This window comes from Paraburkholderia suaedae (assembly GCF_040812055.1).
Lineage (GTDB): Bacteria > Pseudomonadota > Gammaproteobacteria > Burkholderiales > Burkholderiaceae > Paraburkholderia.
Window position 1 is genome coordinate 78,199 of sequence record NZ_JBFOAH010000013.1, and the last position, 21,746, is coordinate 99,944.

General features: G+C 58.8%; 13 protein-coding genes. 7 read left to right on the plus strand and 6 right to left on the minus strand.

The genetic code is table 11. The features are described from left to right. Positions 1-86 precede the first annotated feature (86 nt). Entirely contained in the window at positions 87-1,187 is a 1,101-nt protein-coding gene (locus tag ABQJ48_RS18820) for an FHA domain-containing protein (protein WP_367839511.1), read from the minus strand. Continuing rightward, positions 1,184-2,992, minus strand: a complete 1,809-nt coding sequence (sctC, locus tag ABQJ48_RS18825) for a type III secretion system outer membrane ring subunit SctC (RefSeq protein ID WP_367839512.1) — start codon at positions 2,990-2,992, stop codon at positions 1,184-1,186. The genes ABQJ48_RS18820 and sctC overlap by 4 nt, the downstream gene beginning before the upstream one ends. Positions 2,993-3,266: 274 nt before the next feature. Between sctC and ABQJ48_RS18830 the strand changes: the two genes are divergently transcribed. The 3 genes from ABQJ48_RS18830 to ABQJ48_RS18840 all read left to right on the plus strand — a co-directional run bounded on the left by ABQJ48_RS18830 (position 3,267) and on the right by ABQJ48_RS18840 (position 6,192). After that, complete coding sequence (locus ABQJ48_RS18830; protein WP_367839513.1) at positions 3,267-3,548, plus strand: ribbon-helix-helix domain-containing protein; 282 nt, start codon at positions 3,267-3,269, stop codon at positions 3,546-3,548. Positions 3,549-3,707: 159 nt separating this feature from the next. Next, complete coding sequence (locus tag ABQJ48_RS18835) at positions 3,708-3,965, plus strand: hypothetical protein (RefSeq protein WP_367839514.1); 258 nt, start codon at positions 3,708-3,710, stop codon at positions 3,963-3,965. A gap of 658 nt (positions 3,966-4,623) precedes the next feature. Next, positions 4,624-6,192 carry a M85 family metallopeptidase gene (locus tag ABQJ48_RS18840; protein ID WP_367839515.1) on the plus strand — a complete coding sequence of 523 codons (1,569 nt, stop codon included), beginning with the start codon at positions 4,624-4,626 and terminating at the stop codon, positions 6,190-6,192. A gap of 1,288 nt (positions 6,193-7,480) precedes the next feature. Here the strand turns inward: ABQJ48_RS18840 and ABQJ48_RS18845 are convergent. The 3 genes from ABQJ48_RS18845 to ABQJ48_RS18855 form a co-directional block, all read right to left on the minus strand. Continuing rightward, the gene (locus ABQJ48_RS18845) at positions 7,481-10,831 is read right to left on the minus strand and encodes a hypothetical protein (protein WP_367839516.1); all 3,351 of its coding nucleotides are present in this window, start codon (positions 10,829-10,831) and stop codon (positions 7,481-7,483) included. A gap of 600 nt (positions 10,832-11,431) precedes the next feature. Then, positions 11,432-11,653 (minus strand): tetratricopeptide repeat protein, encoded by a 222-nt coding sequence (locus ABQJ48_RS18850; RefSeq protein WP_367839517.1) that lies wholly within the window; start codon positions 11,651-11,653, stop codon positions 11,432-11,434. A gap of 182 nt (positions 11,654-11,835) precedes the next feature. Next, on the minus strand, positions 11,836-12,144 hold the full coding sequence (locus ABQJ48_RS18855) for a hypothetical protein (protein WP_367839518.1): 309 nt from the start codon (positions 12,142-12,144) through the stop codon (positions 11,836-11,838). A 521-nt stretch (positions 12,145-12,665) separates the two neighbouring features. Here ABQJ48_RS18855 and ABQJ48_RS18860 point away from each other — a divergent pair. The 4 genes from ABQJ48_RS18860 (at position 12,666) to ABQJ48_RS18875 (ending at position 20,597) form a co-directional block, all read left to right on the plus strand. Continuing rightward, positions 12,666-13,709 (plus strand): M14 family zinc carboxypeptidase, encoded by a 1,044-nt coding sequence (locus ABQJ48_RS18860; RefSeq protein WP_367839519.1) that lies wholly within the window; start codon positions 12,666-12,668, stop codon positions 13,707-13,709. Next, positions 13,706-14,530, plus strand: coding sequence for an alpha/beta fold hydrolase (locus ABQJ48_RS18865; RefSeq protein ID WP_367839520.1), 825 nt, complete (start codon positions 13,706-13,708; stop codon positions 14,528-14,530). Before ABQJ48_RS18860 ends, ABQJ48_RS18865 begins: the two co-directional genes overlap by 4 nt. Before the next feature lie 151 nt (positions 14,531-14,681). After that, positions 14,682-19,517, plus strand: coding sequence for an NAD-glutamate dehydrogenase (locus ABQJ48_RS18870; protein ID WP_367839521.1), 4,836 nt, complete (start codon positions 14,682-14,684; stop codon positions 19,515-19,517). 162 nt (positions 19,518-19,679) lie between these two features. Then, on the plus strand, positions 19,680-20,597 hold the full coding sequence (locus ABQJ48_RS18875; protein WP_367839522.1) for a cation diffusion facilitator family transporter: 918 nt from the start codon (positions 19,680-19,682) through the stop codon (positions 20,595-20,597). Positions 20,598-20,652: 55 nt separating this feature from the next. Here ABQJ48_RS18875 and ABQJ48_RS18880 read toward each other — a convergent pair whose 3' ends face one another. Next, positions 20,653-21,633, minus strand: a complete 981-nt coding sequence (locus ABQJ48_RS18880; protein ID WP_367839523.1) for an aldo/keto reductase — start codon at positions 21,631-21,633, stop codon at positions 20,653-20,655. Between the last annotated feature and the right edge of the window lie 113 nt (positions 21,634-21,746).

Here is a 21,746-nt window from a genome sequence, read left to right on the forward strand (position 1 = left end):
AAAAAACGCGCGTTGTAATTCTCATCGACTTATTGCGCGCCGAGCCACGCGCGTACATGCCCGGCAGGCAAATCCTGTCCTGCTACTCAGCTACACTTCTTGTTGCCTTCGCCGCCCGGAGCGGAGAGTTCATATCGCGTTCCGTCGTCGTTGCGCACGATCGTCACCGTGCACCCCGAGATCCCCGTCACCGTGCCAAGCGGCAGCTGCGCACCCGGGAAATAACGCCCACCCCGCGCATCGACGAGCCATGCGCCATGGGCCGAACGCGCCAGATTCATCCCAATGGCGCCGAGCGGCGCCCGCACCGGACCGCTCTGCGCAACATGGCCTTCGAAGCCAACGTCGCGCAAGCCGTCGATCGATGCGTAGGCAAGGCGCGCGACGCGCGCGTAGTCCCACGACTCCGGCAGGAGGTATCCCTCTTCAGTTGGGGCGACCACAGTGAACGCGCCCGGAGCCCCTGGCCTGATCTGCGCGCCGCGGTAATACCTCGACAGAAAGTCCGCGAGTTGCTCCTTCATCTGATCGACGACGACCACGCGCATCACTGATGCACACGTCTCGCGGCGGACCATAGCCGCGAGCGCGGCGAGATCCGGCGCGCTCGACACATAGCCGTCGTAGACATACGCATGCGTTTTGGGGTCTTCATGCACGGTCACGAAACGGAATGCACCGTCGAGTTTCGGCGTTTTACTCGCGGCGTCGCGCGGGCCGTACGTTTGCCATAGCATGCCTGCCCCGGCTGACATCAGCACGATCATCAGCGTCAGCTTTACGCCCCGCGAAGCCAGCTGCCAACGTTTCGCTACGTAAGCGAGGGGCGCATGCGCCATCAGCCAGGCGAGCTCCGCCGAGCGCACTGTATCTGGCGCCGGCAAGTTCGGTCCGCTGAACTGTATTTGCGCATCGCCCAACGTGAACGACGCACCCTGTCTCAACACGGTCGTTCTGCCTCGCGCCAATGCGTGACCGAACACCCGCACGCCGTCATGATGGGCAGTCAGTCTCAGCAAATGGCCGTTCAGGCAAATGATCGCGTGGTGTGCCACGATGCCGTCATCGACGAGCACGAGATCCGCGTCTTCTCCGTTTCCGATCGCCATTTCATGGCCATCGGACAAAAGCACGCTGGCCCCGGCGTGGATGCCGCCGGTAACGGTAATGATTCCGCCGGTGCTCATCGGATTCGCCCCCTCGTCGTGAACGAACCCGGCAACGAGCCGGAAGGAAGCGGGGGAGGCGAATCGGTCCAACCCGGCGCGTACCCGGCAGCCTGGGTGATCGGCGTGTGTGCGTTCGCGTCAGCAACGCCGGGTTGAGCGATCGGCTGCGGGGGGCTCGATGGCAAACGTTCTCTCCCGGCGCCAGGCCGGCTAGCCTGGGTGGTCATGGACTTGATGCGTGGAGTGATCAGAATCAGCCGTTCGAGGCGCTGTGTCTGTTCCTGCCTATCGCCGAACAGATAACCAACGAATGGCAGATTCGACAGCACGGGCACCCGCGACGTGGACTTCGTGTTGCGCTCATATTCATAACCGCCGACGAGCAGGCTTTCGCCATCCGCGATGACGGCTTGCGTCACGATGGAGTTGTGACTGACTTTGGGAATGCCATCGACCGATACGGAGGAATCGAATGCACCGTCTTCGATCTGCACGCTCAAAAGGATATTCTTCGCGTCCCCCGGCACCGATTCCACCGTGGGTGTCACCTTCAAGGTCAGTCCGGTATCGACGTTGTAAAGGTCGACATCCTGATTACCTGCTACCCGCACATAGACAGAATTGCGCGAAGACAGAACCGCTTCCGTATTGTTCGACGTCAGCACCTGCGGCCGTGACAGGATGCGTGCCTTGCCGTTCTCTTCGAGCGCGCGGATCTTTGCGAATAGATGACTGGTCGAACTGCCGATCATCGTCGCGAGATTGAGACCCGGCAATATCGGTACATTGGGCGCGTTTTGGGCTGAGGACAATGCCCCCGTAATGGCCGAAGCCGCGCCCCATCCTCCCGTCGCCGCGCTGCCCAGGTGTATGCCCAGTTCACTCGCGGCGTCCGTCGACACATCAATGACTGCCGCCGTAATTTCGACGAGATCCTGTGGCTTATCGAGCATCGCGATCGTGCGCTCGTAGTTCGGCATCATCGATGGCGCGTCATAGATCACAACGGAATTCGTGCGCGCATCGGCGACGATATTGCGTCGCATTGCCGCAGCAACGGTATGAATCGCGCCAGGGTCGGGCAATGGTGTGTCGATGTCAGGCGCCGTGTCGGCCAAACCCAGGCCGCGCAGGCTCGGCAGCGGCGGGGGCCCCCCGCTAGCCTCCCGGTGCCGCGGGCGCACGTTCACCGGTGTCTGCGCAGTGGGCACGGAAGCCGGGACGTCCGCCATCAGCTTGCGTAACAGCGATGCGACGCCAGGCACGATCTGCTGCTGGTTGCCGGTCGTGTAGGTGATGTCCTGTGCCTGCGCGTAGTGAAGCGGAAAGACGCGGATCGCCATCTCGCTGACCGCAGGAGTGCTGACGGTCTGCTCCTGTGCCTGCGCAATGGCATCGGCGATCGCATCGACATACTCGGACGGACCGGATACGCCAGCCGTCGTATCCGAATAACGAACCGGCAGGTGACTGTCGTCGAGACCGAGATTGGACAACAGGCTGGCCACATCCGCACGCGTCATCGGGGCGAACGGAATCGTCTGGCTTCGGATATCGCGCGTGCGGGAGACGTGAATGACATGTCCGTCGAAGTACCAGGCAAGTCCGTAGGCCTCGGTCAATCTGGCGAACACGCGCTCAGGAGGTTCGTTGAACGCTCCGTTGACAGACTCCTTCACACCGGGCGAGATTTTGAGCTGAAGCCCGCCCGCACTCACGACTTCTCTCAAAAGCTCCGGCAAAGGTGTATCGCGTGCGAAGTAATGCATCGCTTCCCCGCGCCACACCGGCTGGACGGCATGGCCTGGCGAAGCGTGCAACACGATTCCGACAGCCAGGGCACAGCGAATGCCTACGGCGGCTCGATATCGCCTGACATCTATTTGTTTGCTTTTCGAACGCTCGCTTCGCCGCGTCATGAACATATGAATTTTCCCAAATGGGCACCGGATTTGACGTGAGGAGACTATATCGTCACTTTTGTGCACCAAGGTCATACGCATATACCACCGACGCAAATCTCAAGCCGAGAGCATTGCAAGTACCCAAATTACACTCTGGACTACGATGCTTAGAACAACGTATTGCAATTTCAACATGGATCTTCTCAAACTCAGGCAGCGATCGGTGCGGCTCAACGGTATTGCTACGTGTCTGAGGCTGGAAGAAATCTACTGGTCGATCATCGAGGAACTTGCTCGTGAAGAATCTCTGACTGTAGGCAAACTGATATCACGGTGGGCGATGGAAATGGATCTTGCGCAAGAGTCCATCTGGAACTTTACCGGCTACGTACGCGTAGTCTGTGTTGTCCAACTCATGAGGCGCGCGGATCCAGCTCATCAGATGCAATGTGTCCAATACCCCGTTGTTACCTGAAGTGCGTGGCGCTCTGTGATGCTTGTCGCTGAACATCACGCACTCATGCATCGGAGGTTCCAATGTAAAAGTTTGTCTTTTCACCCCTATATCAGGGCACTGTTGTGCCCATCACAAATTTGCCTTTCGTAAAAGGCTGCTTTAATCAAGGAAATAAACATGTCGGTCAATATCTCGCAAATGAGCGCCACGCAGTTTTCGTCCGCTAGTAATGCTGGTTGCGCGCCTTGTTCGCCCGCAGCCCAGCAAGGCCAGTCGGCTCCGATGTTTTCTCCTGATTTTGCTTCGAATGGCGATGGGGGGAAGGGTGGCCAGGGCGATCTCCTCAAAGACCTGATGAACCTCGTCAAGGATGTGATGAGCCTCGCGGGCAACGCAACCGGCATGTCCGGCGGCATGGGCGGCACGATGGGCTAACGCGAATTACCTGCCGATGAGACGGCCGCCGCATCGACTGTATGGGAGAAATCACCCTATCTGGAGTTGTGGCGGCCGGTACACGACGAGTCAGGTAGAAGAAAGCTGACACGACGATTCCGTGATCCTCGGCCCGGAAGCAGAGTCAGTCCCAAACGGAAGCGGAGATTTCGGGCTCGGTGGAGCAAACAGCCGGGGTGGCTGTGGTCCGCTGCAATGCAGAGGAGGACATTCGGAAAAAACTATTCGTTAGTGGTGCGTAATTATATTGAAAGATACGATCGGAAATAGTCTGAGCCGATTTCCTGTTCCGGAAAGGGCGTCGGAGGTCAACAGGCATCGGGCAATCTGCAGAATCAAACGGTGCTCCGGCAACCGTGCCGAGGAATCCTGTTTCGCTGATGAAAATTCTTTTAGCACGAGGGACATTCTCATGACGTCAATATGCGTTAGCAATCAACTCGTCTTATCCTCTTTTGCCGCGGGCGATGATGACAGGCAGGCGCAATCGAAGGAACGGTGCTCGACAACCGCAACGCGGGATGTGGCCGTGACGTCCCCGCTTGCCGGGCGTCTAGCCCAAACCTCCAGAGAAGCAGGTTGGCAGCCCGGCACCCGTCAGCTCCAATTGCCATCTGCCAGGAAAAGTATGGGCGGTATGGAAATTTTCGATAAAGCGCTCAATACAGACGCAAGTCCGGCCTCGACCGTCGATCTTTCAAATTCACATCGAGTCAAGCGCAACATTCCACGAAATGACGACGAGTATGCAAATCATGTGCTACGCGTCGGAGCACAGACCCCGCTTGGCCCAACCGAGATCGACGAATTGCGCCAAGATGTGATCAGGTCCGTCATCAGCAGCCGCAGCAGGCTCATTGACCAGCATACCGCCGATATGATCGGCAACACGGTGCTCGATGCTCTGACCCGGTCACAGACTTTCCGTACCGCGGTCGGCTATGGAATGCAAAACAATGCTGAGCGCCTTTCGCACATCACATACAGAAACCAATACGAGTCCAATCCTGAATCGTCTGCCGAGTCCCGGGATATCGGGGAACTGTCGATTGACGACCTGTACGAACATGACGCCCGAAGTGCGCCCATTATTCCTGCTAGCGAAGCGGCGGAAGACAGGGAGGGGCGACCCCATGTCAGTTTCGGCGTCGCGCCGAATGCAGACTCGCCGTATATGCCGTCGTGGCAGGAGGGACTGATCCACGAAATCATTCACCACGTCACGGCGGCGGGTGATCCGTCCGACAATACAGACAAGAGGCTCGGGCCTACCGAGATCCTCGCGCGTCGCGTGGCGCAGGAGATGGGATGGCCGATACCCAATTTCACAGGATATGCTGAGCCGGCGCGCAACGCACACCTGAATGAGCGGAACCTGGGGGCCCTTCGCGAGGCCGCGCAGCGGCATGAAGCTCACGAGTCTGCCTTCTTCGAAAGACTCGACACGATCGCCGACGGCGGCGAGGCAAGTCCGGATTTCCACGAATTGGGAGCGTCGTCCGTCGCGAGCCCTCCGCAATACCAGATGCATCAGAACCAGTCGGACCATTTTTCGGGCGTGTCGAACTCTGCTCCGCCGCCGGACTTGCATGAGATTCAGCTCGACCATCGTCCGCCGTATTTCTTCACGTTTGCAAGCAGCAGCCCCAGCGGCGCACCGACCGGATTTCAGAGCGCCTCTGCGGCGAGAAGCGCGAGCTGGGCCACGCAGGGCCGGTTCTTCCAATACGGAAAACCCGTGGACGGCAATCCGCATGCGCGTGCGTTCACCTTCCCCGATGGCAGCAAAGTCCTTGTCAGGGCGCATGAGCCGCTGCTCGCCGACAGTGACGGTCTGAAATTCGGGCGGTTTCTGACTGTGCCGGCTGCGACTTTGGCGGGCGCGGGCACCGGATTCGCAGTTGGAGCCGGTGTGGGAGCGGTGGGCGGAGCGGTGGGCGGACTCGCGGGCGGGATAAAGCTTGCCGCGAGCTATCCTTATGATCGAATCTGGCAGGGATTCACGCTTGACTACTATGAAAAAGGTAGCGCAAAACCGCTCGCTACCCAGTACATGTACGCGTGGGACAGCGACGCAACGAGGGTCAGGAATCTGTCGCAGATTAGAGATTCGAAGGAATGGCCTGATTACGCCGATTTCGGTCCCGACGCAAACTGGAGTTGGTTGAGCTGGAAATCGGACAATGCGCCCCTAAGGATGGTGTAAAGAAGCGGTTGCGGGGTCGTGCGGATAGCTGGTGCGGCGGAGCCGCTTCGATAAGCATACCTTATCAATCAGGCAGGATGAGATTCGTAGCGGCGGCCGCAGCGGTGTCCGTGAGCCCGAGAGCGCACAGGGGACCGGTTTGGCATACCCAGAGGCCAGTCACGGCGTGTTGATCTGAGACCTATGTCGGGTGCGATGGCAAGTGCGCGTACCTGTATCGGAGGTAGATTGATCCGGACAGTGGACTTTATGCACTGAGCGAAGCATGTTGTAACTGCCGCAAACGCCTTCTTCGGCAGGGCCATCAAACATCGGACCCAGCCAGGCGAGACGATTGCGCCAGAGGGGTATGCTGCGTGGCACAGGGCGGCGCGTGAGGCGAAGGCCGATGATCTGGCGGCGAACACGAAGATTCGGGTATCGAAGCATTCGCTACCTCCCGCGTAACGCAGATATGAACCATGCCAACCGCTCCGCAATGTCGGGCGTAGCAATGCTTGCGGTTGCCGGCCTATGCGCTTGCATTGACAGCAAAATTACGTGGTGCATTACGATGGCCAACCTTTTGGTGCGCAATCGCAGGCCCTCGTGGAAGAGTTTTGTAAAAATATCGATGGGTTTCACAACGTGGGAGCGGATTCGGATTTTGAGTGCGTTGATGGCGCAGAGGCACCGCATGTGTTTGAATTGAACCAACGTCATGCGAGGGCGTAAACGGGCCGTGACAACAAAGGGGCGCGTGCTTTTTTCCGCCAGACGGTGCGAGAAGACAACGACATTTATGTGTCGGTCTGTCACCGTTGCGAAATTACGCCGTGGAGTTAGCTTGATTCGCCAGAGCGGCGACACCGGAATATGTGTCCGCTTGCTGAATCCACTTGACCGGAACAAGCGACCTTGCCGCGAGACCAAGAAAAGAACGGGAGGTTGTGATGTCGTTAATTGCTCGAAGAGCAATGTCATGGCTTATTACAAGGTCCTCGCGCGACCACGCGTTATCAGTCAACCGTGCGCGCGGGTCCTCGTGTAATTGGGCTTGACCGCTGACATTTCGTTGTGGGGATTTCCGTTCACATCTTGGATGCGTGAATCCTGCAAGAGCGATCCTTAGCGATAGCGCGCCAGGGGGCGGCTGATGGCGTGGGGGCTATCGCCCCCGGTTTGGGGCGCGGCATCACGTGCGCACTGCGGACGATGGTCGGCGACGCAGGGCAACGGAGTCCACCATCGACCACATGAAGGCGGACCATTCAAGATGAATTGTTCAAGTTCGACCAGTTACGCCCCACTACCCACTAACCTTAGGAGAATATTGAATCGTAATTTCAGGGTAAAGTTTTCCATTTTGTTCCGTATGACTTGTCCGCATATAACCTAGAAGCGATTTTTTAAATGAATTTTCATCCTTGTATTTGAATGCGCCGTTATTGGGGTCGTATATCAAATATGTACCATCTTCTGCGTGTTGCAATAATATGGCGTGCGATGGCGGATTATCATTCCTTTCAACCTTCATCTGCAACAAGACAAGATCATCCTTGGGGATCTGCAATGTACTTAAAAAGACCTCTGCTTCAACATTATCGGCGAATTGCTTTTCCGACGATATCTTGTAATTAAACAAGGTAAGCTTGTTTGTCCCGCTTTGATAATTGGAAATTCTGTTAATAACGTGGGATTTTTCTGTTTTCGAATGAATGCTATTATCCATTTCTTGCACTGAATCAAGCAGATCAAATCCGTGCCGATCAGTTTGACGCAATGCTTCGTAGACTAGGCCCTTGCAATATCCAATTGAGCTACTATTGTGAGGGGATTCTTTTTTAAAGTAATTAATATAATCGCGTTGGTCAAACTTTACATTCGCGAAGGACGCTGCTTCAAGAGGGGCGCCTCCGCGATTTTCCCTGTAAATTAAGTTGCTAATTCGCGCTCCGCCTCCCTTCAAGCCCGCACCCCTAAGGATTGCCGTTCTAATCGCTTGATATTGCTCATGGGTAGTGGGAGTATTTATATCGGGATAAGGCGGGGAGGATCTTTCTTTCAATATTTGCTGGAGTTCGGCCTGCATTTGTCTTGCATCTTCCTCGCTCAGCTGGCTGGTTCCTGAAACCGATTTTGAGCCTGTCTTGTTATGTTCTTCGATCTGCTTTGACGCCTGCATGGCAACGTCTTTTAAACGAGCCAGATACCCCAGTGTATCCACAATCCCATCTGGCTGGTAGGCCCGGAGACTCCAGACGCCGGGAGTATCAACTATATTATTTTCATTTAATCTCCTCAGATTGAGCTCAAAATCAAAAAGTTCGTCCCATTTCCGCGGTGTTAGCGCTTTCTCAAGCTTGTAATCGGATATTGCTGGGTCCAACAAATCGGAGATATTTCGGTCCACCAGTTCAGTGTCAGGAGTACGCGTGTGTTCAGGTGTTGTTGCGGTCGGCGACACCACAACCTGTTGTTCCTCAGTTTTTATTGCTTCTGTTTTGGCTGAGCTGTCTGTTTTACCATTTTCATGGTCAGGCAAGACTTTCTTTATTTGTTTGGAGATGTATTCTAGAATGAGAGCTCGATTGGAAGAAAAATTATTTTTGTTGGCTGAATCGAGATCATCGAGCAGTTCCTTGCTAATTTTAAACTTATTACCTGTGTTATTTTTTAAAAATTCATCTTCGTAGTCATTAATTTTCTGCTCTAGCTCTGGCGATATCTTTCTATGAACCGCGTAATTTTCGACTGCCTGTTGCAAAAATGAGTTATCGCGAAGATCGATAGATTTACGCACCGTTGGGGTCGCGGTTCCACTATCGAGCAGCCGGCCTTCTGGGAGCGGCGCAGCCCGTCCTTGGTCAGCCTCTGATGTTTCCAATACCTCCTGTGAAATGGTTTTTGAAGCTTCCGATACCTCATCGGCAGCGATTTTTAGAGTGGCAAGGTATTCTGGAAAATACCTCGTTCCTTTGTTAATATCCAGGTCCCTGATCGAATTGTCAATATTGAATATTTGATTTTCATCCCATTCATTTATTTTTCTCAGTTCCGATTCGAGATTTTTAATTTTCTCGCGTATCTCCGGCGCGATATCTTTCCCAGATCGAGAATCGGAGATCGCGTCCTGCAAAAATGAGTGGTCAAGAGATGCTATAGCTTCGCGCATCGCCGCCGTTCCAATTCGAACAGCGGTTTTCCTGTCATTGGGTAGTTCCGCAACTGGCTCATTTTTACTCTCCTCGGAAACATTATCTTTGGCGTTGTTGGTTTTTGCTAGAAACTTCGATGCTTTTTTGGAAGTTTTGTACAAACTATTAATGTAGTTAAGCGTATCGTTCTGTTCCCTGTAATACGCGATCTCTGATATTTCCGGGTCAATATTCAGGATATCTTTTAATTCATTCAACCTTTTTTCAAGATCTTTGCTTTTGCTCTTTTCAGCTGATGTTGGTTTTCTAAAGCGCGCAGCATTGTCGAGTGCAGATTCCAAAAATGAAGTGTCAAGAGGCTCAACCTTGCTTGCAACTGGGGTCGGTCGTTTAGAAAAGGCGGCATTGTAAAAGGCACGTTCTAATGTTGCACTATCAGGCGACTCAGTCAAGGCCGTGCCGGTTCCCGCTGTTCTTTCGGTAGCCATGCCATCGTCGGATTTTAAGCGTGTGGTTGTTTGGTCATGATTGTCAGGGTGCAAAGTTCGGTATTCATCGCGCAAGTCATAAAACCTTTTTTGGCCGGGCGAATCAATAATCGAAGCATTGAGGTTTGGGCGAGCTGAAGATGGAGGAGTGCTATTCAAATCAGCGGAGCGGACGGCATCCGGAATGTCACTCCTGTTGCGAAACTGTTGGTATTTTTTAGGCGGCGATATTTTGTCTAAAATATTGGAAACAAATCTGGACGTTGTGTCACCAATTTGAGGTAGTTCAAGTGAATATCTGGATTTGGCCGCGGACGTGGCAAGTTTGGGAGGGTTCGGGCCAAACGCTGGGAGAAATGGAAGGTCCTTAAGAAACTGTGTAGTAATGTCTGCTACATGCTCACTGATAGGCTTGTTGTAATGCGTATTCTCCCGCTCGGAGAATTTCCTTCTTTCTTCGTCTATTAAGCTGATAGGTGACCTTGGCTGTCTTGATCTATGACTTTCCGCGACATGAGCGCTGCTTTGGAAAGCAAGAGGCGATTTTGCATATGGACTAATCGTGTTATCCCAAGAAGACATAGAATCCATCATCAATCTGCTGGTCTCGGACCTGGAGCGCAGTTGGCCAACTTGCCTCGTGGCGACTTCCACGCGTTGCCCGGTTGTGGTGTCAGGCTTACCCATACCATGTTTCGGCGTATTCTCGCCCTGGATCGGCCCGGCACCTTCGTGTAATGAAAGCTTAGCGGGGCGTGCCTCCAAATAATCAGGAGAGGGCGCCTGTACGCGAGGGGAAACGGCTCTAGCGATCGAGTTCAGTGGCGAACGTTTGCTGTCGAAGGAGATGCACCTTGCGACCGCTGCGGGACGCAGCGCGAAAGCAGCGGCCAGGCCTCCTGTAGCATCGTTTGGTAAGAGCGTCGGGTCGTTTGGCTTCTGTGAATCGCGAGGGAAGAGCGGCTCTAAAGCCCGAGAAAAGACCAGTTGATTATCACGATTTACTGACGTCATGAGAATGTCCTTCCTATTAAGAGATTTTTCCTTTAGGGCTATGAAACTGCCCTGCCACGGTTGTCGCAGCGCCAATTGAGTTGGCAACATTGTCCGATGCCCGATGTCCTCCCCCTCGGCTTAATCTAGCCTAATGCCACAAAAGGTCTTTTCCGTTTGTCCCCATCCCGATTGCACTGGATACAGACGCCGAATTCGCCGGTTCGCCCAGGGATTCCACCGCAACTCCGGATACGGGTGACTTCTCCCATGCGGTCGATGCGGCGGCCGTCACAACGGCAGGTAGCTCAAATTTGTGACGGGCACAACAGTGCTAGCGGTGTTGCGGGTGCAAGACAAAGTTTTACATTGAAACCTCCGATGCATGAGTACGTGACGTTCAGCCACAAGCATTACAGAGCGTCACGCGCTTCAGGCAACAACGGGGTATTGGGTGCGGTTCTCTGATAACCTGAACGGTGCTAAACACAATGTGTTGCTTAATGGACTCTGGTGAAAATAGATGGTGACGGGGAGACGCATCCAATAAATAAGGATGCCGTATGTACTCAATGGGGCCATTCCAGACGACACTGTCACATTGGCTGGCCATCTGAAGTGCTAAGACAATCGTAGGTGCGCGTTCAGCCACGCGTCAGTCAGCAAATTGGCAATACCGTGGAACGGTTTGGCGGTGCGCTTGCGGTGGCGGCGCCCGCGTGAGCAGTGGTTCTGCCGATAGAACAGGTCACCGAGATTGTTCAGAACGTCAGGATTTATCGGCTGTAGCGCGTGCGCTTTGTCCAGATATCTGGCCGTGGCCTCGAACTTGCCGATCTCCATGCGCAGTCGGCCACGGTTGTTTCACAGGTCAACGGATTGCGGATAGTGGCGGCACGCTTCTTCGAAAAGCCTTAGTGCTTCTTCACGCTTGTCTGCGTGAATCAGTTCGACAGATTCCTGATTGAACTTATTGGCCGTCTTGCTATCGGATGTAGCCAATTGACGTTGGGGAATCAGCTTGCTTAGCAAGCAGATGAAGCGGATTTGTGCGGTGGTTGTGACTGGCGCATGAATGTCGGAGTCCTTTGTTTCGACGGTGAGTGGAATACTAGCGCATCGCCGAAGGAAGAAGAATCGGTTAAGGCCGGCTTTTGATCGACATGAGGAACGGAAAGATCAACTTCGGGGTTGCCGCGTTCTGCTTGCGTGACCGAAACGGTTGGCACGGCTTGGCGGTAGCGTTGTGCATCTTTGCCCAACTTGAACATGGAGGCCCCGAGCGCGCGCAATCTCGAGGAAATGATGGCCGATGGGGTTTCAAGGTCGATCACTCGAGCGGGCTCCGCTGGGCGATCAAGCTCACGGGTTTTGTCGCGATAAGAATGGCAGAGCAGGCCATAGCGAAATGATTAGAAATACTTACGGCGCTAGCCAAACGAACTGCTCGGCGAGAGTTTGTAGGGCGCCGTTGTCTTTGATCTGCCCTTTGTCGCTTGCCAATCTGCGACAACCGGCCCCGATGAAGAAAAGCACCCCATGATCTGCGCGACGCGTGGGCCACCGGTGCAGGATCGTGATCATTCGCGTACAGACCTTCCGAAGCAAAAATATTTCGTAAGGGTTTTCCCTGAAAACATGCCAGGTCGGAGGTTCGCCAGCGGGATCTGGCGAGGGCTGCGCGTCGCCGGATCGACGGCTGGGGGCGACCCCGTTTGAAGCGAGGCTGTATCGGACTTCGCGGTCAACGTGTCAATCGGCGCCTGCCGGTGCGGCGTCACATGGCGGGCGTCATGGTAAGCGACTATATTGGCGTGCAGCATGCGAGTGCCCAAAACGGTCCTGCGAGAGATCAATGACCCAAGCCAAAGCGCTGACTCTGTTACCCGACAGTTTTGCCGAATACGACGACCTGAAGGCGCTGCTGGACGAAGGTGCTCGCTGGTTCGATACACGCAGCGTAGCGACGGTCGAGGTTAGCAATCGCAAGTTTGAACTCTTCGTCGCGGGCGTCGGAAGCAGCGATCTTCAAGCGCCCGCCATCGGGATCTTCGGCGGAATTCACGGGCTCGAGCGCATCGGCACGCGGCTCGTGCTGGAACACATGCGGTCGATCGTCGCTCGACTGGAGTGGGACGAACTCCTCATGCGGCAACTCGAAAAGGTGCGTATTTATTACGTGCCCATCGTCAATCCGGGCGGGATGTGGGCGTCCACGCGCGCCAATCCGAACGGCGTCGATCTGATGCGCAATGCGCCACAGAACGCGGACGAACGCGTGCCGCTGCTTGCCGGCGGTCAGCGTCTGGGCGCATGGCTGCCGTGGTATCGCGGACGCGAAGGCGCGCCGATGGAGGCGGAGGCCGCCGCGCTGTTGCAGGTGGTCGAAACGCAGCTGGCCACGCGGCCGTTGAGCATGGCGCTAGATTGTCACTCCGGTTACGGCTGGAGCGACAGCATCTGGTTTCCCTACGCGCGAACCCGCAAGCTAATGCAGCATTTGCCGGAGATGTACGTGCTGAAAACGATGTTCGAACGCGCGCATCCGCATCATGGCTACGCGTTCGAACCGCAGAGCCAGCGGTATCTGCTGCATGGCGATTTGTGGGACTACGCATACGACCGCGCGCCGTCTGCGCACGTCTTCTTGCCCATGACGCTGGAACTCGGCTCGTGGCGATGGATCAAGAAGAACCCGCGACAGTTGTTTTCGCGTCAGGGGATGTTCAATCCCGTGAAGCCGCATCGCACCGAGCGCGTGTTGCGGCGTCATGCGAACCTGCTCGACTTTCTGGCGCGCGCCGCGTTTTCAGCGCAGCGCTGGTTGCCGCAAGGCGCACATCGCGAGCAACTGCTGCAAAGCGCAATCGACTATTGGTATAAGGCGAAAATTGCATGAGCACATGGATCCTCCTGCGCGGACTCACCCGCGAAACGCGTCACTGGGGCAGTCTGCCCGACGCGCTGCGCGCCGGGCCTGCCTTTGAGCGCCTGCTGCTGATCGATCTGCCTGGCAACGGCGGGTTCGCACACCAGCGTGCGCCAAGTACCGTCGACCACATGCTCGATTTCATACGGCGTGCCGCTTGGCAAACCGGCGAGCCGGGTCCGTATTGCGTGCTGGCCATGTCGCTCGGCGGCATGGTGGCGACGGCCTGGGCGCAACGCCATCCCGCGGAAGTCGACCGGCTGGTGCTGATCAACACCAGCATGCGGCCGTTCTGCCGCATGCATGAGCGGCTTCGACCGTCGGCATGGCCTGGCTTGCTGGGCGTCGCCGCGCACTGGCGCGACGCGCCACGCGCCGAGGGCGGCATTCATCGGCTGACGTGCAATCGCGTCGACACGCTGGGCGCGGATCTCGACGCGTGGAGCGGGATTCGCCGCAGCGCGCCGGTGAGCCGCGCCAATGCGCTGCGGCAACTGTCGGCCGCCGCGCGCTTTTGCGCCGCGATTGCTGCGCCGCATTGTCCGCTGCTGGTTCTTTCGTCGCGCGGTGACCGCCTGGTGAACCGGGTGTCTTCGGCGAAACTCGCGGCGGCATGGGGCGCGCCGCACCGCGAGCATCCGTGGGCCGGCCACGATCTTCCGCACGACGATCCCGCGTGGACCGCCGCACAGATCTGCGCGTGGCTGGATGAGCCGCAGAAGCCCGCGCAGTCGCAAACCTACGTGGACCAGCAATCGTGTGGGCAGCCCGCACCAGGGCCAGCGTTTTAACAGCCCGTGCGGTCGGCATCCCAATCCTGAGCGGGTATAACCTGGCAACGGTCGTCGTTCGCATGCGGCGCGCCAGGCGCATAATCCGTGTTCAGACGATGCATGTGACTCAAGCCGTACTCGCCATTGCCGCCAGCCGGGGAAACTGATCATGCAAGCAAAGAACGAAGACGCCGTCACGCACTTGCTGAACGATGTTGTCGAATTCGCGCGTGGACGGCTGCCGGAGCCGACCTTCAACGTCGTCGAGCCGTTTTTGCGGCACTACTACGATTTCGTCGACGCCGACGATCTGCAAAGCCGCTCGATCGCCGATCTGTACGGCGCGGCGCTCGCGCACTGGCAAACGGCCCAGCGCTTCGTGCCCGGCGCCGAACGGTTGCGCGTCTACAACCCGATCCTCGAACAGCACGGCTGGCACTCGGACCATACCGTGGTCGAAATCGTCAACGACGACATGCCGTTCCTCGTCGATTCGGTATCGATGGCGGTCAACCGCCAGGGGCTCGCGCTGCATTCGGTCGTGCATCCGGTGTTTCGCATCTGGCGCGCTGCGGACGGCGCCATCGCGCGGGTCAGCCAGGGCGCCGAAGAAGCCGCCGACACGCGCTCCCATTTGACCTCGTTCATCCACTTCGAAGTCGACCGTTGCGGCGATGCCGCCAAGCTCGACGCGCTGCGCGAGGACATCGCGCGCGTGCTGCGCGACGTGCGCGCGGCGGTCGAGGACTGGCCGAAGATCGTCGAACTCGCGCGCGGGACGATCAAAGGCATGAAGGCGGGCGAGGGCGGCGCCGAAGGTGTGGAAGCGCGCGCGTTCCTCGAATGGATGGTGGCCGATCATTTCACCTTCCTCGGTCAGCGCGACTACGAACTGCTGCAGCAAGAGAGCGGCTACGGCCTGCGCGCGGTGCCCGGCTCCGGCCTCGGCATTTTGCGCGATGCGCTGCGCTCCGCGGGCGGGCCCGAAGTCACGGCGTTGCCGCCGGCCGCCGCCGAGATCATCGCAAGCTCGTCGCCGATCTTTCTGACCAAGGCCAACTCCCGGGCCACCGTGCACCGGCCCGGCTATCTCGACTATGTCGGCATCAAGCTGACCGGCGCGGACGGCAAGGTGACCGGCGAGCGGCGCTTCATCGGTCTCTATACGTCCACCGCGTATATCGTGTCGGCGGCCGAGATCCCGATCGTGCGGCGCAAATGCGCGAATATCGTGAGACGCGCCGGTTTCCTGCCAAAAGGCCATCTGGCGAAATCGCTCGTCACGGTGCTCGAAACCTATCCGCGCGACGAACTGTTCCAGGCCGACGAAGACCAGCTCTACGACATCGCGCTCGGCGTGCTGCGTTTGCAGGAGCATCAGCGCACGCGCCTGTTCGTGCGGCGCGATCGCTTCGACCGCTCCGTGTCGTGCCTCGTGTTCGTGCCGCGCGACAAGTACAACACCGATCTGCGGCAACGCATCGCGAACCTGCTGGTCGCGGCGTTCAACGGCGAGAGCGTCGAATTCACACCGCTGCTGTCCGAGTCGACGCTCGCGCGCATCCATTTCGTCGTGCATGCGAAGCCGGGCGGCATGCCCCACGTCGACACGCGCGAACTGGAGGCGCGACTCGTGCAGGTTGCGCGCCGCTGGCAGGACGACCTTGCCGACGCCTTGCTCGACGCATTCGGCGAAGAGCACGGCAACCGCCTGCTGCAGCATTACGCGGATTCGTTTCCGGCCGGCTACCGCGACGACTATCCGGCGCGCACGGCGGTGCGCGATATCGAACTGATCGAACGCGTGCAGGGCAGCGAGCGGCTCGCGATGAACCTGTACCGTCCGATCGAAGCAGGCCCGCGCAGCTTCCGCTTCAAGGTTTATCGGGCGGGTCAGCCGATCGCGCTGTCGCGCAGCTTGCCGATGCTCGAACATCTGGGCGTGCGGGTCGATGAAGAGCGGCCCTATCTGATCGAGGCGCCCGGCGCCACGCCCGCATGGATTCACGACTTCGGGCTCGAAGTCGCGGACGACGCCGAGTTCGACATCGAGCGCGTCAAGGATCTTTTCGAGCAGGCGTTCGAGCAGGTGTGGACCGGCGCGATCGAGAGCGACGACTTCAACCGTCTCGTGTTGCGCGCGCAATTGAACGCCCGCGAGGTGACGATTCTGCGCGCGTACGCGAAGTACTTGCGCCAGGTCGGTTCGACGTTCAGCGATGCGTATATCGAGCGCGCCGTGACCGGCAATCCGGCGATCGCGCGGATGCTGGTCGAGCTGTTCATCGCACGCTTCGATCCGGCGTTGGGCGACACGCGCGAGGCGCGCGTGGACGGCTGGCTGCGCACCATCGACAGTGCGCTCGACCAGGTGCCAAACCTCGACGAGGACCGCATCCTGCGACAGTTTCTCGGCGTCATCAAGGCGACCAAGCGCACCAACTACTTTCGCTATCAGACCGACGGTGGCCCTAAGCCCTATCTGTCCTTCAAGTTCGACCCTGCGCAGGTGCCCGGCTTGCCCGAGCCCAAGCCGATGTTCGAGATCTGGGTGTATTCGCCGCGGGTGGAAGGCGTGCATCTGCGCGGCGGGCGCGTGGCACGCGGCGGCTTGCGCTGGTCGGACCGGCGCGAGGACTTCCGCACGGAAGTGCTCGGCCTGATGAAGGCGCAGATGGTCAAGAACGTGGTGATCGTGCCGGTCGGCTCGAAGGGCGGCTTCGTCGTGAAGAATCCGCCGCCGCAGAGCGAGCGCGATGCATGGATGCGCGAAGGTGTCGCGTGCTATCAGACGTTTTTGCGCGGCCTGCTCGATCTGACCGACAACCTTTCCGGCACCGACGTGGTGCCGCCGCCCGACGTGGTGCGCCACGATCCCGACGATCCCTACCTCGTGGTCGCCGCCGACAAAGGCACGGCCACGTTCTCCGACTACGCGAACGCGATCTCGCAGGAATACGGTTTCTGGCTCGACGACGCGTTTGCGTCGGGCGGCTCGGTGGGCTACGACCACAAGAAGATGGCGATCACCGCGCGCGGCGCGTGGGAGTCGGTCAAACGGCACTTCCGCGAAATGGGCGTGGATACGCAGACGATGGACTTCACCGTGGTCGGCGTCGGCGATATGTCGGGCGACGTGTTCGGCAACGGCATGCTGTTGTCGCCGCATATCAAGCTGCTGGCCGCGTTCGATCACCGGCATATCTTTCTCGATCCGAATCCCGATCCGGCGGTGAGCCTTGCCGAACGCGCGCGGCTTTTCCTGCTGGACCGCTCGAGCTGGGCGGATTACGATCCGTCGCTGATCTCGGCAGGCGGCGGCGTGTTTGCCCGCACCGCCAAGACGATTCCGCTGTCACCGGCCGTGCAGTCGGTGCTGGGTATCAGCGTGGCGGCGCTCTCGCCCGCCGAACTGATGCGTGCGATCCTGCAGGCGCCGGTCGATCTGCTTTATAACGGCGGGATCGGCACCTATGTGAAGGCGAGCCGCGAAACGCATCTGCAAGTGGGCGACCGCGCGAACGACGCGATCCGCGTCAACGGTGCGGACCTGCGTTGCAAGGTCGTGGCCGAGGGCGGCAATCTCGGCCTGACGCAGCTCGGGCGCATCGAATTCGCGCAGCGCGGCGGCCGTATCAACACCGACGCGATCGATAATTCCGCGGGCGTGGACTGCTCGGACCACGAGGTCAACATCAAGATTCTGCTGGGCCTCGTTGTCGCCGATGGCGAGATGACCGAGAAGCAACGCAATGCGCTACTCGCGGAAATGACCGACGAAGTCGGGCTGCTGGTGCTGCAGGACAACTATTACCAAACCCAGGCGCTGTCGATTGCGGGCCGCTATGGCGTCGAACTGTTCGACGCGGAGGCGCGCCTGATGCGCTACCTCGAACGGGCCGGGCGCTTGAATCGCGCGATCGAGTTCCTGCCGAGCGACGAGGAAGTCGCCGAAAGGCTCGCCGCGAAGCAAGGCCTCACCACGCCCGAGCGCGCGGTACTGCTCGCCTATAGCAAGATGTGGCTGTACGACGCGCTGCTGGAATCGTCGATGCCGGAAGATCCGCTCGTCGCCGACATGCTGGTCGAATATTTTCCGAAGCCGCTGCGCCAGCGCTTTAGCGTACCGATGCAGCGCCACCCATTGCGCCGCGAAATTCTCGCCACGCATTTGACCAATGCGTTGGTGAACCGCGTCGGCTGCGAGTTCGTGCACCGGTTGATGGAAGAGACCGACGCGCAGCCCGGCGACATCGTGCGCGCCTGCATCATGGCGCGCGACGTGTTCGATCTCGACGATGTCTGGCATAGCATCGACGCGCTCGACAACCGCGTCGCCGACGATGTGCAGGCGCGTATGTTCGTCGAAGTGGCAAGGCTTGTCGAACGCTCGGCGCTGTGGTTCCTGCGGCATTTACAAACGGGCGGCGGCGCGGACGTGACGGGTCTGCTCGCGCGGTGCCGTGAAGCAGCCGGGCGTCTCGCGCCGCAATGGCCCGCGCTGTTGCCCGCGGCCGATCTCGAAGCGCTGTCCGAGCGGCGGCGCGTGCTCACCGATGCGGGCGTGGACAGCGAACTTGCGGTGCGCATCGCGAGCGGCGAGATCTCGGCATCGCTGCTCGACATCGCCGAAGTCGCGTCGACCTGCGCACGCAACCTCGAACTGGTGGCGGGCGTGTATTTCGCGCTCGGCACGCTGCTGAACTACGGTTGGATCAGCGAGCGCGCGGCCGCGTTGCCGGCGCCCACGCACTGGGACATGCTCGCGCGCGCCACGGCGCTGGCCGAACTCGCACGCCTCAAACGCGCGTTGACCACGAGCGCGCTGGCGGACGCGGACGACGCATCGACACCGGATGCGCTCGTGCAAGCATGGCGCGACAAACGCGCCGTGCAACTCGAGCGCTACGCGCGGCTGCTGGCCGATTTGCGCGCCACCGGCGGCGCGAGCCTGTCGATGCTGCTGGTGATAGTGCGTGAGATGGCTTCCCTCGAAAGGGTCTAGCGACACGCGGTGCGAGCGCGCAGCGGGACGCCGTTGCTGATGAACGTGCGGTGCGAACGACACCGGCGTTGGACGCATGCTGCCGGCGTGTCCATAATACGGCTTCCTGCCAGCCGTAAGCTCGCTGCAATCCCGTGCCAACTCGAGGACCTTCCGCCGACGATGAAAGAAGAATCGCCGAAAGCCATTTTCTATGCGCTCGCTGCCAACCTGGGCATTGCCGTCTGCAAGTTCGTCGCTGCATCGTTCACCGGTTCGGGGTCGATGTTCGCAGAAGCGATTCACTCCAGCGCCGATTGCGGCAATCAACTGCTGCTGCTGTTCGGGCTGCGTGAGTCGCGCAGGCCGGCGAGTCCATTGCATCCGATGGGCGGCGGACGCGAGATCAATTTCTATTCGCTGCTGGTTGCGCTGCTGCTGTTCTTTGTCGGCGGCGCGTTTTCCGTGTATGAGGGCGTGCATCGTCTGATCGCGCGCGAGCCGTTGCAGTACGCGTTCGTTGCGTTGGCCGTGCTCGGTGTGTCGGTGGTGCTCGAAGCGCTGTCGTTGTGGGGTGCTGTCAAAGAGATTCGCAAGACGCACTCGGATAAAAGCATGTGGCAGTGGTTTCGCGAGACGCGCGAATCCGAACTGCTGGTCGTCGCGGGCGAGGATATCGCGGCATTGGCGGGCCTCGCGATTGCGTTCGTCGCCGTGCTGCTCACGATGACGACCGGCAATCCCGTGTATGACGCGCTGGGTTCCGTTGGCGTCGGCTTCCTGCTGATGACCATTGCGTGGCTGGTGGCGCGCGAAGTGAAGTCGATGATCGTCGGCGAATCGGCGAGCCCGGAAGTGCGCCGCGCGATCGAGGCGCATCTGCGCGCGCGCGCCGAGATTCGCGGCGTCATCAACCTGATTACGCTGCAATGGGGGCGCCATGTGGTCGTGGCGGTACAGGCGGAAATGATCGACTATGCGAGCGGTCGCGCAATGGTGGATGCGATCAACGTGATCGAGGCCGATTTGCAGGCGGCCTTTCCGCAAGTGCGGTGGGTGTTTTTCGAGCCGGACGTGCCGCGCACATCAGCCGGCACCTGAGACGAGGTTGGCGGATTCCTTGCGGTTTCCGCCCCGCCGTTATCGAGCGGCCCGCTTATTTGAAGCCCGTCACAGCGTGCGGCACATACAGTTCTTCGAGCTGGCGGACTTCGTCCGCGCTGAGATTCAACGACAGCGCCGCGACCGCATCATCCAGATGATGCAGTTTGGTGGCGCCGACGATCGGCGCGGTGATCGGCTTTTTCTGCAACACCCACGCGAGTGCAACTTGCGCGCGCGGTACACCGCGTTCGGCAGCGATCTTGCTGACGCGCTCGACGATTCGCCGGTCCGCATCTTCTGTCTGCGCATAGAGCGTGCGGCCGAAGTCATCGGTCTCGGAGCGCGCACTGTCGGTGTTCCAGTCGCGCGTGAGACGTCCACGCGCGAGCGGACTCCACGGAATCACGCCGATGCCTTCGTTTTCGCACAACGGCAGCATTTCGCGCTCTTCTTCGCGATACAGCAGATTCACGTAGTTCTGCATCGTCACGAAACGCGTCCAGCCATTGCGTTCGGCAACTTGCAGCGCCTTGGCGAACTGCCACGCGTACATCGACGAGGCGCCGATATAACGTGCTTTGCCGGCCTTCACGACGTCATGCAGCGCTTCCATCGTTTCTTCGATGGGCGTGCCGTAGTCCCAGCGATGGATCTGATACAGGTCGACGTAATCCGTGCCCAGACGCCGCAGGCTGTGGTCGATCTCCGACATGATCGCTTTGCGCGACAGACCCGCGCCGTTCGGGCCCGGATGCATGCGGCTATTCACTTTGGTGGCCAGCACGATCTCGTCGCGCTTCGCAAAGTCCTTGAGCGCGCGGCCGACGATTTCTTCGCTGGTGCCGTCCGAGTACACATTCGCGGTGTCGAAGAAATTGATGCCGAGGTCCAGCGCCTGCTTGATGAAGGGCCGAGCGGCTTCGTCGTCGAGCGACCATGGATGGGTGCCGCGCGAGGGCACGCCATAGCTCATGCAGCCCAGACACAGACGCGATACATCGAGGCCCGTGCGGCCGAGTTTTACATAGTCCATCGTGGTGCTCCTGTTATGAAGTGCACGGACGCTGTGCGCGCCGCGACCTTCGATTATAGGGAAAGAACGCCGAGCGCGTGGCGGGCCGAATTTGCGTCAACGTACCCGCGCTT